The following is a 20,246-nucleotide window of genomic DNA, read 5'->3' as shown; positions in this document are numbered from 1 at the left end:
AACTGAGTACACCTCTCATTTGCGGGTAGGTGGTGCCCCAATTTTCCTTCCAAAAGTCGAGTATCAACATTCATTGCGCCGCCGATAACAGCCGTGCAAATGTTGTTCCAACGAAGCTCCAGCAAATAGGCAAAGGGGATTTGCTGGAAATTCGTTCACTATTCATAACTCTGGAAAAGGAATAAGAAAATGACTGGTCTCATGGTCTCAATGCTCGCTTTTGTCTCTGGAATCAAGAACCGCCTCTCGGACGAGGAAAAGGGCGCCACCGCCGTTGAATACGGAATCATGGTCGCTCTGATCGCGGTCGTCATTATCGGCGCCGTGACCGCCTTCGGGACAAGCCTCCGCGACGTCTTCACTGGCGTAACCACCCACCTCGCGCCGCCGGCCTAATTCCTCGCTAACCGCTCGCTCTCCTGCCGGCTGTCCGAAACACCGGGCAGCCGGCAGGAGTGTTTCGGCAGCGGCAAGCCGCGCCCACGCTGACGCTCTAATGTGCGCTCAAGCAATCTTGAGGTTTTCCAAGAGGTGAGGAATTAGTCATGAAATCTCGTTTAATCGCTGGGCTGGCTGCGCTCGTCCTGGCGATCGCCGGCACCCTGATGTTGGTAAATTACGTGTCGAATGCAGACCGCCGGGCACAGGAATCCCTCCAGCCCGTCGACGTCGTCGTGATCGATTCAGCGGTTCCTGCCGGTACCGCTGTGGAAGACCTCCGTTTGCACGTCCGGCTCCGGTCCATTCCGGATGCGGCCAAGGCCGACGGCGCTCTGTCCTCGCTGGACGGATTCACGGGTCAGGTCACGGCCGTCGCCCTGGAACCGGGGGAACAGCTGCTGGCAAGCCGGCTGGTGGACCCGTCCCAACGGGTTACCCCGGGTGCAGTGGAGGTCCCCGCCGGCATGCAGGAAGTCACCATTCTGCTGCCCCCGGAAAGTGTGGTCGGCGGCACGCTCCGTGCCGGAGACCTCGTGGGACTCTACGTCACCCAGGGAGATCCTGCGGCTCCGCAAGTCATGAGCACCCAACTGGTCTTCGACAAGGTTCTGGTGACTGCAATCCAGCAGGCGCCGCCCAGCAATGGAAACACGGCGGATGGAACATCTGCTGTTCCCACCGGTTCCTCGTTTGTGACCCTGGCCCGCAATTCCACTGACTCCGCCAAAATCATTCTCAGTGCCCGTGTGGGCAATATCTGGCTGACCAAACAGACGGCGAAGACACCCGCAAGCCAACGCACAGCCGTCACCACCAGCGGGATCTTCCAATGAGCCGCTTCCTAGTCCTGACGTCGACCCCTGAGTTCGAGCAGCATCTCGCGGCAGCTCTGGGAGACGCGCACGAGATCCAGGTCCTTGCCTCCGAAGCCGCGGGCGGCAGCCCGGGCCATCTGATGGCCCAAAATCTGGGCGGGCCCATCGATGTGATGGTATTGGGCCCCGACGTCCGGACCGAGCAGATGCTCGCCTTGGCGGCAGGCCTGGAGCACGCTTTCCCGGATGTAGTGCTCGTGCTGGCAGCAGTCGTGACACCCGAACTCACTCTGGCCGCCATGCGTTCCGGCATCCGCGATGTCCTGCCGCCGGACACGGAGGCCCGACTCCTGCGTGAGGCATTGGAATACGCTGCGGAAACGTCCAGGAGCCGCAAGCAGGTTGTATCCGATGATGCCAGCCAGAATCGGGTCCGCGGGCGGGTGATCTCCGTGATGTCCCCGAAGGGCGGGGTGGGGAAGACCACCGTTGCCACTAATTTGGCTGTTGGTTTGGCCAAACTGGCACCGATGGGCGCTGTGATTGTCGATCTCGACCTTCAATTCGGAGATGTGGCCTCGGGGCTGGGCCTGGAGCCGCAGTACACCATCAATGATGCAGTTTCGGGTGCCGCCTCAAGTGACGCCATGGTGCTGAAGGCGTTCCTCAGCCGGCATCCGTCCGGGGCATACGCCATGTGTGCGCCGCGTCGTCCGGCAGATGCCGACCTCATCAAGCCGGCGCACGTGACAACTTTGATCAACCAGCTGTCATTGGAGTTCCCGTTCGTCATTTTGGATACATCGCCAGGTCTCGGGGAAGAGGTCTTGGCCGTCCTGGAACTGGCCACCGACGGCGTCTGGGTTTGCGGAATGGACATTCCCAGCATCCGGGGCCTCAACCACGGACTGGACGTGCTGCGACAACTGGACCTCATGCCCCCGTCGAACACGATTGTCCTCAACTTCGCCGACAAGCGCAGCGGACTAACTGTCCAGGATGTGGAAGCCACGGTTGGTCTGCCGGTGGACATCATCCTGCCGTGGTCCCGCACATTGCCGTTTTCAACGAATGCCGGCGTCCCGCTGATCCAGGACAACCGCCGGGATCCGGCCTTGAAAGGGTTGAAAAGCCTAATCGCGCTCTTGGGGCCAAATTCGTCCTCCGCCGCCAATAAGCACCTGAACCGAAGGGGCGAAATGCCATGAGTCTCGTAGACCGACTTGAAGTCGTCCGGATGGCCACGGACGGCCCCACCCAGCCGGATCACACGCCCGGCACCGCCCCGGTTTCCGTTGTCCCGGCGGCCGAACCCGCCGGCAAAAATCTGCTGGGGACCCTGGCCGTGGCACCTCAAGCCGCCTCCTCGGACGCCCTGGCAGGGATCAAGAAGCGCGCGGCCGAAGAACTGACAGCCCGTCTTGGCAATCGCATCACTGACAGCAGCCTCGACGAAGGCGACGTGCGGCGCATGGTGCGCGAGGCCCTTGGCTCCTTCATCGATGACGAGCAGGTCCCCCTGACGCCGGAAGAAAGGCGGCGCCTTATCCGGGAGATCGTGGACGAAGTCCTGGGCCTTGGGCCGCTACAGCGGCTCCTGGACGACCCGCTGGTGTCCGAAATCATGGTCAACGGCGCCAACAGAATCTATGTGGAGCGCGGCGGCCGGCTGCACTTGACCGGCACAACATTCAGTTCGGATTCCCACCTGCGCAGGGTCATCGAGAGGATCGTTTCCCGGGTGGGGCGCCGTATCGACGAGTCCTCGCCGTTGGTAGACGCGCGGCTCCAGGACGGTTCGCGAGTCAACGCCGTCATCCCGCCCCTCGCGGTGGACGGCCCGTCGTTGACTATCCGAAAGTTCTCCGCCGTACCGCTGACCGTCGAGGACCTGATCAGGTTCGACTCTCTCTCACCGGCCATGGCGCAGCTGCTCCACGCCTGCGTCCAGGCACGCCTGAACATCATCGTCTCGGGCGGTACCGGCACTGGAAAAACCACACTGCTCAACGTTCTTTCCTCGTTCATACCGGACGATGAACGCATCGTCACCATTGAAGACGCCGTGGAACTGCAACTGCAGCAGGAGCACGTGGTCCGTTTGGAAAGCCGGCCGGAAAACATCGAAGGCCGCGGCGCCGTTGGCATCCGCGACCTCGTGCGAAATTCTCTCCGTATGCGGCCGGACAGGATCGTGGTGGGCGAAGTCCGGGGCGGGGAAGCCCTGGACATGCTCCAGGCCATGAACACCGGCCATGACGGATCCATCTCCACGGTGCATTCAAACTCGCCCCGGGACGCCATAGCCCGCATGGAGACCCTGGTCCTCATGGCAGGCATGGATCTTCCGCTAAGGGCCATCCGTGAACAAATCGCCAGCGCAGTCCATCTGATCGTCCAGTTGAGCAGGCTGAAGGACGGCACCCGAAGAGTCACCCACATCACCGAAGTCCTCGGCATGGAGGGCGACGTCGTGACGCTACAGGATGCTTTCGTCTTCGACTACGCGGCGGGCGTTGACCAGGATGGTCGATTCATCGGCAAGCCCATTCCCACTGGTGTCCGCCCACGCTTCGTCGAACGGTTCGCCGACCTGGGAATCAGCGTTCCCGGCGAAATCTTCGTCCCTGCTTCCCCCAAATCGGGATGGTGAGCACCATGACTCATGATTCGGCGTTGCTGGCCGGAACCGTTCTCATTCTGCTCGCCGTGTCTCTCGCCCTTTTCGTTGCGTTCAGGCCCCGGTACACCGACATCCATGTCGACCGGAGAAGGCCTCAGGCGGAGTCCAACTCCTCCATGATTTCGAAGCTGAGCGGCGTCACCGTCGCGGTCGTTGAGCGTCGAGTCGGACAAGGAAGTGGCGGCCCCTTTGGCCGCGACGCACTCGGCGGGGCGGGACTGAAAGTCCGGCCCTCCGAATTCGTCGTCCTGATCTTGGTTGCTTCCTTCGTTCTGGGCCTGGTGGGCTACGTGCTACAGGGCTGGCTTCTCGCCGTCGTGTTCGCGGCCATTGGTCCGGTGGGCGCGAGGGCGCTGCTCTCCTTCAAGACCGGGCGCCGGCGAGCCGAATTCGACGAGCAGCTCAGCGACATGCTTATGTCCCTCTCTGGCAGCCTGCGCGCAGGCCACAGCATCGCCCAGAGCATGCACACGGCCAGCGTCGAGATGCCGGCTCCGATGGGCGAGGAACTCGCCAGGATCGTCAATGAGGAAAGAGTTGGCCGACCCGTGTCGGAGTCTATGGCCGAGGTGGGTCATAGGATGCGCTGCGAGGACTTCCAGTGGCTCAGCCAAGCGATTGAGATCAACCGAGAGGTTGGCGGCGATTTGGCCGGGGTTCTCGACCACGTTGCAGAGACCGTGCGCGAAAGGGCTCAGATCAAGGGCCAGGTCCGTGCATTGGCGGCAGAAGGAAAGTTCTCGGCATACATCCTGATTGCGCTGCCGTTCTTCGTCGCACTATTCATCAATCTCGTCAATCCGGGATACATGTCGGTCCTGACAACCACGGCGCTGGGCTGGGTCCTCATCACAGCCAGCGTGGTCATGATGGCCATCGGGTCCTTCTGGATCAGCCGCATGGTCAAGATCGAATTCTGAGGAGCTGAGGACATGAACACCACAGTCTGGCTGCTGATCGCCACTATCATCCTTCCTTTGACGTACTTCGCTTGGTCCCTGATCGGCGTCGACAGAGCTTCCGGCCGTTTGATCCAATCGAGGCTGGCTGCCGCTTCGGCCCCGCAAGCGGATGTCTCGTCTGCCGGACCGCACTGGCTGGTCCGTCTTGCACGCAGGCTCACGCCGACGTCCTATGTGTCCCGTCTGGACCGGATGCTCGGGAACGCCGGACGGCCGGCCTCAATGCCGTTGGACCGCCTCTTGAGCCTGAAAGCTCTGGCGGCCCTTGGCGGGGTTGTCCTGGCGCTTCTTTTCGGCGGAACAAAGAGTCCTCAGGCAGCTCTGCTGTCAGTTTGTTTTACGGCAGCCTGCTACTTCCTCCCTGACCTGCTGATCTACAACAGCGGAACAAAACGCCAGGCGAGGTTGCAACTGGATCTGCCCAATGTCCTTGACCAGTTGCTCATCTCAGTCGAGGCCGGCCTCGGTTTTGAAACTGCCATGGCTCGCGTGGGCACGAGTGGAAAGGGTCCGCTGGCGGAAGAGATGGTACGCACGCTGCAGGACATCCAGGCCGGCCGTACCCGCCGTGAGGCTTACAAGGCCATGGCCGCCCGGTCCACGGTGAGGGATTTGAAGAGTTTCGTAGGTGCTGTCATCCAGGCCGATGTGCAGGGCCTTTCAGTGGCCCGGGTCCTAAAACCCCAGGCAGACCAGATGCGAATCAAGAGACGTCTTCGGGCAGAGGAAAAAGCAATGAAGCTTCCGGTCGCCGTGGTTTTTCCGTTGCTTCTCTTTATCTTTCCACCGCTGTTTATCGTCATCCTTGGTCCCGCTGTTATCAACGCAATCGCCACCTTTTCGGGCCGGTAACGCATCTAGTCGGCACGCAATTCATCCCTCACCTCGCCGGAGTGGGCAGGAATCCCAAGATTGAAGGAGCAACAGATGTTTAGGTCCAGGACGGGACGTCGAACGGTTCGGGATGGCCGGGAGCGCGGTGCCACGGCTGTTGAATTTGCTTTGGTGCTTCCCTTGCTCGTGTCCATGCTGCTTGGCGTAATCGACTTTGGGATGGCCTTCGGGCAAAGCGTCAGTCTGCAGGGAGCGGCCCGCGAGAGCGCCAGGCAGGGGGTGACTCAGGGTGACGTCATTGCCTCCGCCAACCGCGCCGGAGGTTCGCTGGACACCAGCCAGCTCCAAGTCAGATTTGCCGTCGACACGTCAGCAGGGGCCCCGGGGCTCATGGTCGTGTGCCTGCGCTACCCCCAGTCGTCCCTGACCGGTTTCTATTCGTGGGCGCTCGGGGGCGTTTTCGAAGCAAAAGCCGTCATGAAAATGGAAAGCCCGGCCGCCGTGGCCTCGGGTGCACAGCGTTGGACCGGAGGATCATGCACGCCTTGACATCAGGATCGTTCCTTAAGCGGCAACGTCGCGTCCGTAGCAACCAGGAGCCAGTGAACCGCAAGAACAAGCGCAGCAAAGCACTCCGGCAGCGCGGGGCGGCGACCGTCATTTTCGCCTTGATGGTTCCTGTGCTCTTCGGAGCCCTTGCGATGGCGCTCGACGTCGGCAAGTTGGTCTATGAGCGCCAGCACCTGAGCAACGCCCTGGACGCCGCCGCGCTGGCTGGCGCGTCATACCTCCCCGGCGACCCGGTGGCTGCCCGCAACGCAGCGGCATCATTCGCCCGGGCCAACGACCCGGAAGCGGCACCCACGGTCACCTTCTGGTGCGTGGTGGCGTCAACAGGTACGGGCAGGACTGTGGTCACCAGCCAGATTCCGAGCGTCTGCAATCCCGGAACAATCGCCGGCGCCAGATGCAACGAAACCATCTGCGCAATCCCCTGTATCCCAGGGGGTAGTATCGCCTGTAATTCGATCACAGTGACCGACGATAAGGACGTAGCATTCAGCTTCGCGCCCGTGATCGGGATCAATAGCGGCAACACCGGCTCGCTGGCGTCAGATGCCTGCAAGGGCTCCTGCGGCTCCCAGACACCGAACCCCATGGACGTCGCACTGGTGGCCGACCGGACCGGCAGTATGAGCGACACTGACCTTTCCAGTATGAAAACCGCCATTCAGACCACGCTCAAGACCATGACCAAGGACCAGCAGTACGTAGCTCTGGGAACTATCGGCCGGAGCAGCCCCACCAGCGGCTGCGTCACCAACCCTTCGGGCTCGGCCACGAGTGGCCCTTGGATTCCCGTCCCGTTCTCCAATGACTACACCACCACAGGCACACCGCCTGCGCTCAACAACAGCAGCGCACTCGTCAAGGGTGTGCAATGCCTGGCGCACTCGGGCAGCGGCACGTATTTGGCCTCGCCCATGAAGGCCGCGGCCCGGTATCTGCTTGGCATGGATGCCAACAACCTGGGGAGCCTGCCGGCCCGCTCAGGAACACCCCGCAAGGCCATTGTCCTGGAGACGGATGGTCAACCAAACGAGACGGGCACCGGAGGAACCACCTCGGTGAGTGATCCTGCCGACGTCAAGAACTCAGACCCGGTGATTGCCTGCAACAATCTGAAAGCCGTTGCAGCCGACGCAAAGGCGCGGAACATCCTGATCGTCACTGTCGCGTACAACGCAGCAACGTCAGCCCGATGCGGCGGCAGCGGTTCAGCGTATGTGCGCGACGTCCTCGCTGCCGCTGCCTCCGAAAAATCCACAGGGGTCCCAAGCACTGCCAGCAACGATTGTTCAACGCCGGCTCTCGCGGCGGCGGAGAACTCCGACGGGGATTACTTCTTCTGCGCGTCAAACGGAGCGGACCTCGGTCCGATATTTGTCTCAGCGATCAATGCGATCAGCTCGAACTCCCGGCTGATACGTATTCCCGGCTGACCCTTCGATCAGCCGCGCAGGAAGCCGCCAACCGCGGCTCGTGCCCCAGAAACCGGACCCCCTTGGACCAGAGCCAAGGGGGTCCTTCCTTGGGCCCGGCGACAGCAATGTTGCATTTCAAGCGCAAGATGAGCGCAGGGAATGTACAGGAAACGTGCAGTTTGGGAAGCCTTAGCACAGGATGCGTCAAAGGCGAATCGTCGGCGTGTCGTCCGTTGCTAAGTTCCTCTCAGTGCTGGTGCAGGGCCAGCCTCCCAACTCGCTCAGGAGTCACCAATGCGTTCTATTTTCTCCAGCTTCGCAGCCCGCCTTCGCCGAGATCAGCGCGGCGCCACCGCCGTCGAGTACGGCATCATGGTCTCCCTCATCGCGGTCGTCATCATCGTCGCCGTGACTCTCCTCGGCACCACGATGAAGAACACGTTCAGCCAGGTGCAGTGCCAAGTCTCGGGTAAGACCTGGACAGCAGCTACGTCGACTTGCGCGTAGCACCCCGCCAAGGTACTTCTCCGCTAGCAAGTCCGTTCAGGAGGCATTCATGAGTTCGTTCTTCAGTAACATCGCTGCCCGTCTTTGCCGCGACCAGCGCGGCGCTACCGCCGTCGAATACGGGATCATGGTCTCGTTGATAGCGGTCGTGATCATCGCGGCCGTCACGCTCCTCGGAGGCACCTTGCATGACACGTTCGGCTCTGAGCCGCCACCACACGGCCATCTCCGGCAAGCCACAGGTAGAAAGGCGCCCCTATGTCCACGACAAAAGAACGGGGGGCCGTCGCCGTGGAGTTCGCACTCCTGGCTCCGGTTCTTGTCATGCTGCTGCTGGGCATCATGGAATTTGGCCGTGCCTACAACGTGCAGATTTCGCTCTCCAGCGCAGCCCGCGAGGGCGTCCGCGTGATGGCAATTGGCAACGACACCGCGGCCGCGCGTACTGCGGCTAAGAACGTGGCCACGGCTCTGAAGCCCACCTTGACGGACGCCAATATCACCGTCAGTCCAGCCACGTGTTCCACCGGAGTGCAAGTGACTTTTACGATCACCTACACCCTCTCCACGATGACAGGCATAGCCGGGCCCTTCCCGATGCAAGGCAAGGGAGTGATGGTATGCGGCGGCTAGGCAAGGTGAGCGCGGATAGAAACGGCGAGCGCGGCGCGGTCAGCGTGCTGGTCGCGATCCTAGTGGTGGTCCTCTTGGGTTTCGCAGCCCTCGCCGTCGACACGGGGGTCCTCTATGCAGAACGGACCCAGTTGCGTAACGGGGCCGATGCCGCGGCCATTGCCATTGCCCAGAAATGTGCCCGCGACATCAACGACGCCGACTGCTCCACCACTTCCACACTCGCCCGAAGCCTCGCCAACGGCAACGCCGGCGACGGCGCGAGCAACATCGCTGACCTCGTCCTGGACAAAACCGCCCGCACGGTGAAAGTCACGGTGGGGGCCCAGGAAGCAGGTAAGACGCCCAACAGGGTTTCCCTCTTCTTCGCCCGTGCCCTGGGTTTTTCAAGCGCGGAAGTAACAGCCACGTCCCGGGTGGAGTGGGGGACGCCGTCCACGGGTACGATCCTTCTGCCTCTGGCGATTGCCCAATGCAAACTCAACCTGACGCCAGGCTCGCTGGCCGGCGCCGAACAGGTCCTTGACATGGATTCTGGCGGCTGTGGCGAGATCCCGGGTGGCTTCGGCTGGATTTCCGATAGCGATGCAAAATGCGGAGTCACCCTGACCGCCGGACAGGCAAACAGTGCTGGCGCATGGTTCACCAGCAACACGGGCGCGAGCGCACCAAGCGAGTGCACGGCTGCGGACATGAGCAAGATGAATGACCAAACAGTACTTTTCCCGCTGTACGACGTGGCCACCGGTAACGGCTCCAGCGGCAAGTACTACGTGAAGGGATTTGCCGCCTTCCATGTCACTGGCTACCGGTTTTCCAATTACAGCTGGTCATTGAGCGGAACGCTCAAGAACAAGACCATCAAGGGCTATTTCGTCCGATACGTTTCTCTGTCCGACGCCTTCGAACTCGGCGCAGCACCGGACTACGGGACCTCAATTGTCCGCCTAACCATTGGAGTGCCCTAACAGTGAAGTCACGCTTATTGGCAGGAATCGCGGCCCTGGTGCTGGCCGTCGTCGGAGCCGTCCTGGTGGTCAGCTACGCGCAAGGAGCCGACGCACGGGCCGTGCAGGGCCTGGATCCCCAGGACGTTCTCGTGGTGTCTAAAGCCATACCCGCCGGCACGTCCGTGGAGACCCTCCAGCCCTTCCTCGCCACCGAAAAACTTCCGGGCACGGCCGTCGCCAAGACCGCACTGAAGAACCTGGACGGGCTGGCCGACAAGGTCACCGCCGTCGACCTGCTCCCCGGCGAACAGCTCGTCGCGGAGCGCCTGATCGCCCCCGAAGAACTGAAAACCAGCGGATCGGTGGACATCCCGGTGGGGCTCCAGGAGGTGTCCTTCCAGCTGGAACCGCAGCGCGTCGTGGGCGGACGGATCGCCGCCGGCGACCACGTCGGGGTCTTCATCAACCTTGATAAAGAAGGGCTCGAAGCCAAACCGGACAAACAAACCACTCAGCTGACAATTCACAAGGTCCTCGTGACCTCGGTGCAGCGGGCGCCTTCGACCGAACCGTCTCCGCAACCAACGGCCGGCGCTGCCGCCACGGCTGAGGACACGTCGCTGCCAACCGGGTCGCTATTGCTGACAGTCGCCGTCAACGATGTGGATGCCACCAAGATTGTCTACGCTGCCGAATTCGCCAAGATCTGGCTGAGCAAGGAACCGCTCAACGCCAAGGACAGCGGCCGGCCCGGAATCATGACGAGACCAGAGGTGTACAAGTGAGCCGCTTTGTCCTGATTTCCCCGAACACGGACTTCGATGCCCGCGTCCGCCAGGCACTGGCCGGGGGCCTCCCGGGCGGCCTGCAGACCTTCGCATTCGTCAATCCCGCGAACCCGGCGGAGCTCTTCGCGAACCTCAACCAGGAACGGCCCGAAGTCCTGATCCTGGGACCGGATGTCCCGGTGGAGGACGCCCTGCGCCTGGCGACGGTCTTCGACGTCCAGCTTCCCGAACTGAGCGTCATCCTGGTTGGCGAGGCTGAGCCGGACTTCGTCCTGCTGGCCATGCGGGCCGGCATCCGCGACATCCTCAGCCCGGCGGCGGACCCCGCCCAGATCCGGGTGCTGCTCGAGCGGGCCTGCCAGTCGTTCGCCACCCGCAACCGGACCTCGGCCGCCAGCCAGCCGGACAGCGCCAAGGGACTGGTGATCGGAGTCTTCTCCCCCAAGGGCGGTGTCGGCAAGACGACGATTGCCACCAACATAGCGATCGGGCTCGGCAAAGTCGCGCCCATGGGCGTGGTGATCGTGGACCTTGACCTGCAGTTCGGGGACGTCGCCTCGGGCCTGTACCTGAACCCGGAGCACACCGTAACAGACGCCGTCTCGACCTCGGCCAGCCACGATTCCCTCGTGCTCAAAGCCTTCCTCACCGTCCACCCCGGGAACATCTACGCCCTCTGCGCCCCCAGGACGCCCGAGGAGGCTGACGACATCACACCGCAGCAGGTCACCCGGCTGCTCGATCAACTGGCCGAACAGTTCCAGTACGTCGTGGTCGACACGGCGCCCGGGCTCCCGGAGATCGGGCTCGCCGCCCTGGAGCAATGCACGGACGCCGTCTGGGTAACCGCCATGGACGTGCCCAGCATCCGCGGGCTGCGCTCCGGCCTGGAAATCCTCCGGCGGCTGGACCTGCTGCCCGAGACCCGCCACGTGGTCCTGAACATGGCCGACTCCAAGTCCGGGCTGAGCGTCCAGGACGTCGAGGCGACCATCGGGGCGCCCGTGGACGTCAGCATTCCCCGGTCCAAGGCAGTCGCCATCTCCACCAACCGCGGAATTCCGGTGCTCCAGGACGGGCGCAAGGACCCGGCCATCAAGGGACTGAAACAGCTCGTCAACCGGTTTGATCCCGCCTGGCGCGCCACTGCCCAAAGGAAACTCCACCGGCGGGTGGTGGTCTAGGTGAAACTCTCCGAACGGCTCCGCTCCGCCGAGGGAACACCCGGCGGCGCCACCCTCGCCGGATCCGCCCAGCACGGATCCACCCAGCACGCATCCACCCTGCACGCATCCACCCTGCACGCCGCACCGCTGCCCGGCTCCCCCATCCGGGGAAGCGGGACGACGGCGGCGCTGCCGGCCGCCGTCGTGCTCGAAAAGAGCAGCCCCACACCCCTGCCGGGTTTCACGGAGCCCCACGAAGCCCGAGCCCGGGGCCAGCAGCCCGTGGATGCCTTCGCGGCCCTCAAAGAGCGCGCAGCCACCGCATTGTTCGAACGCCTGGGAACCCGTTTCAACGATTCGGCAACCAAGGAAGAGGACCTCCGCACGTCCGCGCGGGAGGAACTGACCCGCATCATCGACGCCGAACAGGTCCCCTTGTCCGTCGAAGAGCGCTCCCGGCTGGTCCGCGACGTGGCCGACGACGTACTGGGCTACGGGCCCCTGCAGCGCTTCCTCGACGATCCCGCCGTCACGGAGGTCATGGTCAACCGGATGGACCAGATCTACGTGGAACGCCACGGGAAATTGACCCTGACGGAGTCGCGTTTCAGCTCCGAGGACCACCTCCGGAAGGTGATCGAGCGCATCGTTTCCAAGGTGGGCCGGCGGATCGACGAGTCCTCGCCCCTGGTGGACGCCCGCCTCGAGGATGGGTCCCGCGTCAACGCCGTCATCCCGCCACTCGCCGTCGGCGGTTCGTCACTGACCATCAGAAAGTTCAGCAAGGTGCCCCTGACGGTCCGGAACCTCATCGAGTTCGGCACGCTGACCCCGGAAATGGCGGAACTGCTCAATGCCTGTGTGAAGGCCAAACTCAACATCATCGTCTCCGGCGGCACGGGCACCGGCAAGACGACGCTGCTCAACGTCCTGTCCTCCTTCCTGCCCCACGACGAGCGGATCGTGACGATCGAGGACGCCGTCGAACTCCAGATCCAGCAGGAGCACGTGGTGCGGCTGGAAAGCCGGCCGCCGAACACCGAGGGCAAGGGCGAGGTCACCATCCGCGAGCTGCTCCGCAATTCGCTGCGTATGCGGCCGGACCGGATCGTGGTGGGCGAGGTCCGCGGCGGGGAGTCGCTGGACATGCTCCAGGCGATGAACACCGGCCATGACGGTTCGCTCTCCACCGTTCACTCCAACTCGCCGCGCGATGCCGTGGCCCGCCTGGAGACGCTGGTGCTCATGGCCGGGATGGACCTGCCGCTGCGCGCCATCCGGGAACAGATCGCCTCGGCCGTCAACCTGATCATCCAGATCTCCCGGCTGCGGGACGGAACCCGGCGCATCACCCACGTGACCGAGGTCCAGGGCATGGAGGGAGACATTGTGACGCTCCAGGACGCCTTCGTGTTTGACTACGCGGCCGGCGTCGATGCCCACGGCCGGTTCCTCGGCCGGCCGGTCCCGACCGGCATCCGCCCGCGCTTCATCGACCGTTTCGAGGACCTGGGCATCCATGTCTCCCCCGCGGTGTTTGCCGCGCCGCTGATGTCGGCCGGAAGGGCGTGATCCGTCTATGACCCTGCTGTCCATCGGCGTCGGCCTGCTCTTCATTGCAGTGGTGGTCCTGGGGATCGTGCTGCTCGCCCCTGGCGGGGTGAACGTCCCCCTGGACCGGCGCAGGCCAGTCCAGCGCCAGCCAGACTCGCAGCTCACTCGGTTCGCCGGCTCGGCCGTGCACCTGGTGGACGGATTCTTCTCGGCCCGCAAGGTCCGGCTCTTCAGCCGTGAGTCGCTGGAACAGGCCGGCCTGCGCCTGGGCCAGGCCGATTTCTACGTCCTGCTCCTGGCCGGTGCCTTTGCCGGGGGCCTCGCGGGTTTCGTCGTCGCTGGACCTTTGCTGGCGATCCTGCTGGTACTCCTGGCACCGGTGGTGGGGCACCTCGTGATCGGCTACCTGACCGGCAAGCGCCGGAGCAAGTTCGACCAGCAGCTCGGCGACACCCTGCAACTGCTCTCCGGCGGGCTCCGGGCCGGGCACAGCATCCTGCGCGCCATCGACGCCGCAGCCACCGAATCGCAAAGCCCGACGTCGGAGGAGATGCGCCGGGTGGTTACCGAGACCAGCCTGGGCCGCGACCTGCTGGCTTCCCTTAGCGACACCGCAGGCCGGATGCGGAACGAGGACTTTGTCTGGATCGCCCAGGCCATCCAGATCAACCGCGAGGTAGGCGGGAACCTGGCCGAAGTCCTGGACCAGGTCAACGAGACCATCCGCGAGCGCAGCGAGATCAAAGGACACATCAAGTCCCTCGCTGCCGAGGGCAAGTTCTCCGCCTACATCCTCATGGCCATGCCGATCGGAATTGTCGTGATGCTGATGCTGGTCAACCCCGGCTATATGAACGTCATGTTCACGCACCTGCTGGGCTGGGTCATGATCGTCGCCTCCGTCATCCTGATGACCATTGGTGGTCTGTGGATGCGCAAGATCATCGACCTGAAGTTCTGAGGCAGCCATGGCACCTGCTGTTCTCCTTGCCATGCTCCTGGTGGCCTTGCCGCTCGGCTATCTTGTGTGGTCCCTGCTCTCCGTCGACCGCAAATCACAGCGCGCCCTCCGGGAGCTGCTCGCCCTGGGCACCGGCCCCGCCGAACTCACCCAGCGGGCGCGCAGTGGCCTGTTGGAAGCGGTCGGGCGCCGGCTGACGCCCAAGGCGTACATCCGCAGGCTGGACAAGCTGCTGTCCCTCGCCGGGCGCCCCGCCTCGCTGCCGCTGGGCAGGGTGCTCGCGACAAAGCCGCTCCTTGGTCTGGTGGGCGCGCTCCTGGGCTTCTGGATCAGCGCCAACGGCCCGACGCCGATCCTCAAGCTCGTGGGTATTTTTGTGTTCCTGCTGGGGTACTTCATCCCTGACCTCCTGCTCTACAGCAAGGGGCAGGAGCGCCAGAAGACGATGCAGCTGGAACTGGCCAACACTCTGGACCAGATGCTCATCTCCGTGGAAGCCGGCCTGGGCTTCGAGGGGGCCATGGCCCGGGCGGGCGAAAACGGCAAGGGCCCGCTTGCAGACGAACTGATCCGGACCCTGCAGGACATGCAGGTGGGTCGCAGCCGGCGCGAGTCGTATATTGCGCTGGCGGAACGGACCAACGTGCCTGAGCTGCGCAGCTTCGTCCAGGCGGTGGTCCAGGCCGACGCCTACGGCATCGCCATCAGCCGGGTGCTGCGGGTGCAGGCAAAGGTCATGCGGGTCAAACGCCGGCAGCGGGCCGAGGAGAAGGCCATGAAGCTGCCCGTCACCATCTTGTTCCCCTTGTTGTTTTTCATCTTTCCTGTGCTTTTCATCGCCATCCTGGGCCCGGCTGTCATCAACGCAATAGACACGTTCAGCGGCCAGTAGCGGCCGGCATCACAGCCGAGTCCATGGCTGGCAATAGCGGGCGTGGCTGGTTCCCCTTCGGAAAGCCTCAGGGTTTCCGCAGGATAGGCCGGGCTGCAAGGCATCGGCCATATCAGCAAGTAGCGTGGTCCCATGCCTCTACCCAGTGCCAGCCCCGACGAGAGCAATGCGAGCGTCGTCCTCGCTCACACGGACACTCCCGGACAGCCGGAGACTGTCCTGCCGGCGGCCAGTGTTGCTGCGCCCACTCCGTTCGCGGACCCCACGGTGGACCCCACAGCCCTTCCGACGGCGCCACCGCTTGTGGATCCGGCCGCGCTCCAGGACCTGGGTGCCCAACTCGACAGCCCGGCCGTGGCTAAGGGATTTGCCAGGGATTACACCAAGATGTGGGACCAGCGCTACCAAACGCTGGCCTCAGCCCTCGAGAACGGGGACCTTGCACGGTCCATGGACGCGGTACTGAGCCTGAAGACATCCTCCGAAATGGTCGGCGGCTTGCGCCTGGCCCAGCTCGCCGGCGAACTGGAGACTGCCCTCAGGGCCGGCGACATGGGCCATGCCCTGGTGCTCTTGCGCGACGTTGCCGAGCGCGGCGACGAAACGGTCGACGAGCTCCAGTTCAGCTATGTCCTGTGGGACAGCTAGCTCCACCCGGACCACCGGCCCCGTCAGGCCGCCCGCACGCCCGAGAGCGGGCGTGCTACCGCTGCGGCGCCAACCGGTAGCCCACGCCGCGGACGGTCTGCAGCCAGCGCGGTTCCACCGGGTCCTCGCCGAGTTTCCTCCGAAGGTTGCCGATATGCACCTCGACGGCGCGTTCGTCGGATTCGCTGATGAAGGCATCCGCCCGGTAGTAATCGCCGCGGACCACCCGCACCAGTTCGGTTTTGGACCGAACGGCACCGGCGCCTTTGAGGAGGGCCTGCAGGAGGTCGAACTCGCTGCGCGTCAGGCTGACAGCCACGCCGTCGACGCTTACGGTCCGCGTCTCGGGGTTCAGGTCCAGCCCGTTGTGGCGCAGCACGGGACTGAGGGTCGCTTCCACGGCGGCGGGAGCCTCAGGATTGGATGCCTGCCCGGCCCGGATGTCGTACCGGGGCCGGCGCATCATGGCGCCCACGCGGGCGCGCAATTCGCGGGGCCGGAAAGGCTTCGCCAGGAAGTCATCGGCTCCGGTGTGAAATGCCGTCAAGGTGTCGAGTTCATCGGTGCGCGCCGTCAACATGACCACATATGCGTCGCTGAACTGCCGGATCCGGCGCAGCACCTCGAAACCGTCGATATCGGGCAGCCCGACATCCAGGGTGACCACGTTCGCCTCTTGCGCCCTGACGACGTCGACGCCTTCCCGGCCGCCGGCCGCGGAATGAACTTCGAAACCCGCCTGGCTCAATACGGCTTCGACAAGGTTCCGAACATCCTCGTCGTCTTCTACGACGACGGCGACTCCAAGGTCGGTCATGGCCCCCCCTCACGTGGCACGCTACGTTGCCGCCCGCGGATGCGGCGGCAACACTGATCCCGTCGGCCCCAGCCGGCATTGTCAGAATACCCACCCTACGGGGCAAATTCTGCGCTGCCAGCTAAGACAAATGGTAAAACTTCGATTTGTGTCAATTTTGCGTGACACAAGGTGTAAAAATGGGTCAACGGGAAGGGAGCGCGGCGTCTTTGCTTAGACAGCGGCTGATCCGCGGTGTGGATCGATACGGCAAGGCCCTGGGGCCGCGCGCCCGGGTCCTTGTGTGCCAGTTGCCGCTGGCAGTGATGATGGCCTCCGTCGTATTCGCTGCCCCCGCCGCCTGGCCCGGACTTACGGACAGCACCTTGTGTCGGTATGCACTGAGCCTGCAGGCCGCGCTCCTGGTGGCCTGCGTCGCCGTTCCCTGGCAGCGCCTCGGGCGGTTGGCGCCGCTCGCCATCCCCGTCCTGGACCTGGTCGCGATCGGGCTCCTTCGTGACGGCAGTTCGGCTGGCCTGCCGGATCCCGGTGTGCTCTCTGTGCTGCCCGTGGTGTGGATTTCGGCGTCCAGCCTGTCCGCACCCGCGAGCCTTTGGCTCAGCTTCACGGTCCCGCTGCTGGCCGCCGCGCCCTGGCTCCTTGCGGACCGGGGTGCACCGGTTGCGGCCCGCATCGCCGACGCCGTGCTGGTGCCGTTGATGATGCTTGCGGTCTCCCTGGCCATGCGTTTCGCCCGAGCGCGGCTGCGGCACGAGCAGTGGCGGATCAAGTCCAAGGAAGCCGAACTGGAAGTCCTGCTTGCGGACAGCCGCGAGCGTGAGCGGCTTCTGAATACGATTCTTGACACCGTCGACGTCGGGATCGTGGCAGTGGACGCCGACGGCCGCCGCCTGCTGACCAACAGCTGGCAGGCCCAGCTGGAGGAGTCCGCGGCCTCCGCGCCCCACCCCACCGCGGCCGCGCCGGTGGCCGTGCCGGCGGCTGCGCACCCGCCGTCGGCGTCGCCATTGGACGCAGTGCCGGAAGAAGAAGGCCGGCTCGTGCTGACCGGGCAGGACAGAAACACGCCGCTGCCCCTGGAGCGCCGCCCTATCCGCCGGGCGCTGGGCGGCGAGTCCTTCGCCGATTACCTGGTCTGCTTCGGCGAGGGGCCGGCCAGCCGGGTCGTCTCAACGGGGGCCCGGCCCCTGAAGGACGACGCCGATGACTTCCGAGGCGCTGTGGTGGTCTTCAATGAGGTCACCGGCCTGGTGGACGCCCTCGCGGCGAAAGACGAGGTGGTCTCCACTGTCTCCCACGAGTTCCGCACGCCGCTGACCTCGATCATTGGCAACCTGGATCTGGTGCTCGCCGACACGGAGGGCCTGGACAGCCCGGTGGTGCGCCGCGTCGAAGTGGCGCAGCGCAACGCGGAACGGCTGCTGGCGCTGGTGTCGGACCTGCTCATGTCCGCCAGCGCCGCCCTCCATGTCCACCCCCGCAGGACCGACCTCGCCGGGCTGGTGGAGGCGAGCCTCGGCTCGGCGCAGCCCCACGCCCAGGCGTCCCGCGTCTCCCTCGCCATGGAAGTGCGGGGCCCGCTCTGGGCGCACGTGGATCCGCTCCGGATCAGCCAGGCCCTGGACAACCTCGTCTCAAACGCGATCAAGTACTCACCCGACGGCGGATCGGTGCGGGTCTCCGCCACTACCGGCGACGGCTTGGTGCGCCTCCACGTCGAGGACACCGGGATGGGCATGACAGCCGCCGACGCCGACCGCGTCTTCACCCGCTTCTTCCGCAGCCCGGCCGTTCGCGACGGTTCCATTCCCGGCGCGGGCCTGGGACTGTCCATCACCAAAGCCATCATGGAACGGCACGGCGGATCCATCTCCTGCCGCACCCGGCCCGGACACGGCAGCACGTTCACACTTGAGCTTCCCGCCGACGGGCACCCGGCCGCCTCCTAGCGTTACGTTCGCCGTCACCAGCTGCCGGCTGCGCCGGAGTTTCCCCACCTTCGGAAGCCCCGGCCGACGTGTCGCTCCGAACCGCCGCCTTCCAGCGGTCTCGTGTCGTCGAAACTGGGGAAGACCGGCGGTCTTAGGCGCGCAGTGCCCGGGTCAGTTCGGCGCGGGCCAGCAGGCCGCTGTCCGTTGGGTAGGCCACTTCCTCAAGCACCAGCGGATGCGGGGCAGCCAGCACGGACTTGGCGTCGCGCTGCCGGGCGAGCAGCCGGTCGTAGAGCCAGCCCGCGGCCTCCACGCCCTCCCCGACGTACAGCGCCGAGCCCACCAGGGACCGGACCATGTTGTGGCAGAACGCGTCGGCCTGGACGGTTGCGACGATGACCCCGTCGGTGCCGCGCGCGAATTCGAAGCGCTGCAGTTCACGGATGGTCGTGGCGCCTTCGCGGGGCTTGCAGTACGAGCGGAAATCCTGGAGCCCCAGCAGCCGCGCGGCGCCCTCGTTGAGGAGCCCGACGTCCAGCGGGACCTTGTGCCAGAGAGTCAACGCGCGGCCCAGCGGATCCCACAGCGCGGGGCCGTCCGCGATCCGGTACGAATAGCGTCGCCAGAGGGCCGAGAAGCGGGCATCGAACCCAACGGGCGCCACGCTCACCCTGTGCACCTCGATCGCCCCGCTGAGGTCCCCCAGGCCCCGGCTCAGGGCGCCGCGGATACGGCGGAGCAGGGCGACGGCGGGATCCAGTTCAGCGCCCCGGTTCAGGCCCAGCCACTCCGCCTCGGTCAGGTCCAGGTGGACCACCTGGCCGCGGGCGTGCACGCCGGCGTCCGTGCGGCCGGCCACCGTGACCCGGACGGGGCGGCGGATCAACAGTTCGAGGGCCTCCTCCAGGACGCCCTGGACCGTGCGCAGTTCAGGCTGCACCGCCCACCCGCTGAAGGGGCCGCCGTCGTACGCCACATCCATCCGGATACGCAAAAACCCGCCGCCCCCCAAGACGGGGGCAGCGGGTTTGAGCTCGTTCATAGACTTAAGTCTATAAGAAGGTTTTAGCGAATTACTTCGCGTCCTTCTCGGACTCGACGGCTGCTTCCTCAGCGGCCGGAGCCTCTTCGGTTGCTACGGCTTCAGTCTCAACGACCTCAGCCTCGGGAGCCTCTTCGGTCTCGGCAACCGGAGCTGCTTCGGCCTTGGCGGCGTCCTTCTTCTCTGCGTCCTTCTTGGCAGCGGAGGTAGCCTCGGCTACAACGGCCTGCTTCGCGGAAACCGGCTCGAGAACCAGTTCGATGACAGCCATGGGAGCGTTGTCGCCCTTGCGGTTGCCGATCTTGGTGATGCGGGTGTAGCCGCCATCGCGGTTCTCCACTGCCTGTGCAATGTCGGTGAACAGCTCGTGGACGACGCCCTTGTTGCTGATCAGGCCGAGTACACGGCGGCGGGAAGCCAGGTCGCCACGCTTGGCGAAAGTCACCAGGCGCTCGGCGTACGGCTTCAGGCGCTTGGCCTTGGTCACCGTGGTGGTGATCCGCTTGTGCTCGAAAAGTGCGGCGGACAGGTTCGCGAGCATAAGACGCTCGTGAGCCGCTCCGCCTCCGAGGCGCGGACCCTTAGCGGGGGTAGGCATAATAGTTTCTCCTCATATGGAAGCCGTTGGGCTGCGCAC

At 64.6% G+C, this 20,246-nt stretch carries 21 protein-coding genes and 1 pseudogene; 19 read left to right on the top strand and 3 right to left on the bottom strand.

Features of this window, described 5'->3' with window-relative positions; translation table 11 throughout:
* Positions 1 to 189: 189 nt before the first annotated feature.
* From AC1DDO_RS09430 to AC1DDO_RS09345, 18 genes and pseudogenes are all read left to right on the top strand, one after another.
* On the top strand, positions 190 to 396 hold the full coding sequence (locus tag AC1DDO_RS09430; protein WP_476866641.1) for a Flp family type IVb pilin: 207 nt from the start codon (positions 190 to 192) through the stop codon (positions 394 to 396).
* 149 nt (positions 397 to 545) lie between these two features.
* Positions 546 to 1,274, top strand: coding sequence for a Flp pilus assembly protein CpaB (gene cpaB / locus AC1DDO_RS09425; protein ID WP_476866642.1), 729 nt, complete (start codon positions 546 to 548; stop codon positions 1,272 to 1,274).
* Entirely contained in the window at positions 1,271 to 2,464 is a 1,194-nt protein-coding gene (locus tag AC1DDO_RS09420; RefSeq protein WP_476866643.1) for a CpaE/TadZ family protein, read from the top strand. Before cpaB (AC1DDO_RS09425) ends, AC1DDO_RS09420 begins: the two co-directional genes overlap by 4 nt.
* On the top strand, positions 2,461 to 3,909 hold the full coding sequence (locus AC1DDO_RS09415) for a CpaF family protein (RefSeq protein ID WP_476866644.1): 1,449 nt from the start codon (positions 2,461 to 2,463) through the stop codon (positions 3,907 to 3,909). Before AC1DDO_RS09420 ends, AC1DDO_RS09415 begins: the two co-directional genes overlap by 4 nt.
* A 5-nt stretch (positions 3,910 to 3,914) precedes the next feature.
* Complete coding sequence (locus tag AC1DDO_RS09410; RefSeq protein ID WP_476866645.1) at positions 3,915 to 4,859, top strand: type II secretion system F family protein; 945 nt, start codon at positions 3,915 to 3,917, stop codon at positions 4,857 to 4,859.
* A 12-nt stretch (positions 4,860 to 4,871) separates the two neighbouring features.
* On the top strand, positions 4,872 to 5,753 hold the full coding sequence (locus AC1DDO_RS09405) for a type II secretion system F family protein (RefSeq protein ID WP_476866646.1): 882 nt from the start codon (positions 4,872 to 4,874) through the stop codon (positions 5,751 to 5,753).
* 75 nt (positions 5,754 to 5,828) lie between these two features.
* On the top strand, positions 5,829 to 6,284 hold the full coding sequence (locus AC1DDO_RS09400) for a TadE/TadG family type IV pilus assembly protein (RefSeq protein ID WP_476866647.1): 456 nt from the start codon (positions 5,829 to 5,831) through the stop codon (positions 6,282 to 6,284).
* A 53-nt stretch (positions 6,285 to 6,337) separates the two neighbouring features.
* Entirely contained in the window at positions 6,338 to 7,738 is a 1,401-nt protein-coding gene (locus AC1DDO_RS09395) for a pilus assembly protein TadG-related protein (protein ID WP_476866648.1), read from the top strand.
* A 276-nt stretch (positions 7,739 to 8,014) separates the two neighbouring features.
* A complete protein-coding gene (locus tag AC1DDO_RS09390) occupies positions 8,015 to 8,227 on the top strand; it encodes a Flp family type IVb pilin (RefSeq protein ID WP_476866649.1) in 213 nt (70 codons plus the stop codon).
* Between the two features lie 49 nt (positions 8,228 to 8,276).
* A pseudogene (locus tag AC1DDO_RS09385) lies at positions 8,277 to 8,414 on the top strand (Flp family type IVb pilin); the annotation flags it as partial.
* A gap of 71 nt (positions 8,415 to 8,485) precedes the next feature.
* Positions 8,486 to 8,860, top strand: a complete 375-nt coding sequence (locus AC1DDO_RS09380; RefSeq protein WP_476866651.1) for a TadE/TadG family type IV pilus assembly protein — start codon at positions 8,486 to 8,488, stop codon at positions 8,858 to 8,860.
* Between the two features lie 5 nt (positions 8,861 to 8,865).
* Positions 8,866 to 9,828, top strand: a complete 963-nt coding sequence (locus AC1DDO_RS09375; RefSeq protein WP_476866652.1) for a pilus assembly protein TadG-related protein — start codon at positions 8,866 to 8,868, stop codon at positions 9,826 to 9,828.
* A gap of 2 nt (positions 9,829 to 9,830) precedes the next feature.
* Entirely contained in the window at positions 9,831 to 10,595 is a 765-nt protein-coding gene (cpaB, locus tag AC1DDO_RS09370; RefSeq protein ID WP_476971777.1) for a Flp pilus assembly protein CpaB, read from the top strand.
* On the top strand, positions 10,592 to 11,782 hold the full coding sequence (locus AC1DDO_RS09365; protein WP_476866654.1) for a CpaE/TadZ family protein: 1,191 nt from the start codon (positions 10,592 to 10,594) through the stop codon (positions 11,780 to 11,782). The genes cpaB (AC1DDO_RS09370) and AC1DDO_RS09365 overlap by 4 nt, the downstream gene beginning before the upstream one ends.
* On the top strand, positions 11,783 to 13,336 hold the full coding sequence (locus tag AC1DDO_RS09360) for a CpaF family protein (protein WP_476866655.1): 1,554 nt from the start codon (positions 11,783 to 11,785) through the stop codon (positions 13,334 to 13,336).
* Positions 13,337 to 13,343: 7 nt separating this feature from the next.
* A complete protein-coding gene (locus AC1DDO_RS09355; RefSeq protein ID WP_476866656.1) occupies positions 13,344 to 14,279 on the top strand; it encodes a type II secretion system F family protein in 936 nt (311 codons plus the stop codon).
* 7 nt (positions 14,280 to 14,286) lie between these two features.
* Entirely contained in the window at positions 14,287 to 15,171 is an 885-nt protein-coding gene (locus AC1DDO_RS09350; RefSeq protein ID WP_476866657.1) for a type II secretion system F family protein, read from the top strand.
* A 132-nt stretch (positions 15,172 to 15,303) separates the two neighbouring features.
* Positions 15,304 to 15,819, top strand: coding sequence for an Hpt domain-containing protein (locus AC1DDO_RS09345; RefSeq protein WP_476866658.1), 516 nt, complete (start codon positions 15,304 to 15,306; stop codon positions 15,817 to 15,819).
* Positions 15,820 to 15,874: 55 nt separating this feature from the next.
* On the opposite strand, the gene AC1DDO_RS09340 is transcribed toward AC1DDO_RS09345, so the two are convergent.
* On the bottom strand, positions 15,875 to 16,636 hold the full coding sequence (locus AC1DDO_RS09340; protein ID WP_476866659.1) for a response regulator transcription factor: 762 nt from the start codon (positions 16,634 to 16,636) through the stop codon (positions 15,875 to 15,877).
* A 179-nt stretch (positions 16,637 to 16,815) separates the two neighbouring features.
* Between AC1DDO_RS09340 and AC1DDO_RS09335 the strand changes: the two genes are divergently transcribed.
* On the top strand, positions 16,816 to 18,585 hold the full coding sequence (locus AC1DDO_RS09335; protein WP_476971776.1) for a sensor histidine kinase: 1,770 nt from the start codon (positions 16,816 to 16,818) through the stop codon (positions 18,583 to 18,585).
* A 133-nt stretch (positions 18,586 to 18,718) separates the two neighbouring features.
* Here AC1DDO_RS09335 and AC1DDO_RS09330 read toward each other — a convergent pair whose 3' ends face one another.
* Together AC1DDO_RS09330 and rplQ are read right to left on the bottom strand one after the other, a co-directional pair.
* The gene (locus AC1DDO_RS09330) at positions 18,719 to 19,609 is read right to left on the bottom strand and encodes a tRNA pseudouridine synthase A (RefSeq protein WP_476866661.1); all 891 of its coding nucleotides are present in this window, start codon (positions 19,607 to 19,609) and stop codon (positions 18,719 to 18,721) included.
* 31 nt (positions 19,610 to 19,640) lie between these two features.
* Entirely contained in the window at positions 19,641 to 20,207 is a 567-nt protein-coding gene (rplQ, locus tag AC1DDO_RS09325; RefSeq protein WP_476866662.1) for a 50S ribosomal protein L17, read from the bottom strand.
* Positions 20,208 to 20,246: the final 39 nt, after the last annotated feature.

It is taken from the genome of Arthrobacter sp. 10N43 (genome assembly GCF_056394525.1).
This window is presented reverse-complemented; position numbering and strand designations above follow the sequence as displayed.

Coding starts and splice junctions, on each gene's coding strand:
- AC1DDO_RS09420 (WP_476866643.1), top strand. CDS start 1,271: ATGAGCCGCTTCCTAGTCCTGACGTCGACCCCTGAGTTCGAGCAGCAT.
- AC1DDO_RS09410 (WP_476866645.1), top strand. CDS start 3,915: ATGACTCATGATTCGGCGTTGCTGGCCGGAACCGTTCTCATTCTGCTC.
- AC1DDO_RS09405 (WP_476866646.1), top strand. CDS start 4,872: ATGAACACCACAGTCTGGCTGCTGATCGCCACTATCATCCTTCCTTTG.
- AC1DDO_RS09340 (WP_476866659.1), bottom strand. CDS start 16,636: ATGACCGACCTTGGAGTCGCCGTCGTCGTAGAAGACGACGAGGATGTT.
- AC1DDO_RS09390 (WP_476866649.1), top strand. CDS start 8,015: ATGCGTTCTATTTTCTCCAGCTTCGCAGCCCGCCTTCGCCGAGATCAG.
- AC1DDO_RS09415 (WP_476866644.1), top strand. CDS start 2,461: ATGAGTCTCGTAGACCGACTTGAAGTCGTCCGGATGGCCACGGACGGC.
- AC1DDO_RS09330 (WP_476866661.1), bottom strand. CDS start 19,609: ATGAACGAGCTCAAACCCGCTGCCCCCGTCTTGGGGGGCGGCGGGTTT.
- AC1DDO_RS09335 (WP_476971776.1), top strand. CDS start 16,816: ATGGGTCAACGGGAAGGGAGCGCGGCGTCTTTGCTTAGACAGCGGCTG.
- AC1DDO_RS09430 (WP_476866641.1), top strand. CDS start 190: ATGACTGGTCTCATGGTCTCAATGCTCGCTTTTGTCTCTGGAATCAAG.
- rplQ (WP_476866662.1), bottom strand. CDS start 20,207: ATGCCTACCCCCGCTAAGGGTCCGCGCCTCGGAGGCGGAGCGGCTCAC.
- AC1DDO_RS09355 (WP_476866656.1), top strand. CDS start 13,344: ATGACCCTGCTGTCCATCGGCGTCGGCCTGCTCTTCATTGCAGTGGTG.
- cpaB (WP_476866642.1), top strand. CDS start 546: ATGAAATCTCGTTTAATCGCTGGGCTGGCTGCGCTCGTCCTGGCGATC.
- AC1DDO_RS09400 (WP_476866647.1), top strand. CDS start 5,829: ATGTTTAGGTCCAGGACGGGACGTCGAACGGTTCGGGATGGCCGGGAG.
- AC1DDO_RS09380 (WP_476866651.1), top strand. CDS start 8,486: ATGTCCACGACAAAAGAACGGGGGGCCGTCGCCGTGGAGTTCGCACTC.
- AC1DDO_RS09350 (WP_476866657.1), top strand. CDS start 14,287: ATGGCACCTGCTGTTCTCCTTGCCATGCTCCTGGTGGCCTTGCCGCTC.
- AC1DDO_RS09345 (WP_476866658.1), top strand. CDS start 15,304: ATGCCTCTACCCAGTGCCAGCCCCGACGAGAGCAATGCGAGCGTCGTC.